Raw genomic sequence first — 573 nt, 5'->3', positions numbered from 1 at the left:
GTTCGCTGCCGAACACACCCGCCTCACGTGGGCCGGGCCGGCGCACCCGGCTCGACCGGCTCGAGCGGCTGCACCGGGGCAGCGGCGCGCCGCGGGCGCAGCGCGGCCCACGCGCGCGCGATCAGCCCGCGCTCGCGCCACGGCCGGCGGATGCCGTCGCGCACCAGGTCCGGCTCGTCCCACGGGATGTCGTGCCAGGCGTCGCGCAGGTGCGGGCTCGCCGGATCGCGCTCCCATTCGCCCGGGAAGATCGCGATCGCCCGACCGGCCAGCGCCGGTCCGCGCGCGACCTCGGCCGCGCCGGTCCACGACGCCACCAGCGCGGCCGGCAGGTCGTGCCCCGGCCCGAGCCGCAGGTGGCAGATCGGCGTGGCGCGCGGGTTCATCTCGATCATGCAGGCCGCGCCGGTGGCCGACGCCAGCACGAAGTCGAGGCCCCACAGGCCGGACAGGCCCAGGCGGGCGACGATGCGCCGCGCCGCCTCGGTCATCTCGGCGTTGTCGATCACCCGCACGACGGTGGCCGGCCCGGTGCGGTCCTGCGTGTGGACCGCGACCACGCTGGTGCCGGCC

At 78.2% G+C, this 573-nt stretch carries 1 protein-coding gene; it reads right to left on the bottom strand.

What is annotated here, in order from left to right; genetic code table 11:
- Positions 1-23: 23 nt before the first annotated feature.
- A partial coding sequence (locus tag AC1D15_RS36305; protein ID WP_477829904.1) for an ATP-grasp domain-containing protein occupies positions 24-573 on the bottom strand: 550 nt, incomplete at its 5' end.

The organism is Rhizobacter sp. P2_H2, assembly GCF_056403375.1.
The sequence above is the reverse complement of the archived record's forward strand: the minus strand, read 5'-3'. Positions and strand labels throughout refer to the sequence as shown.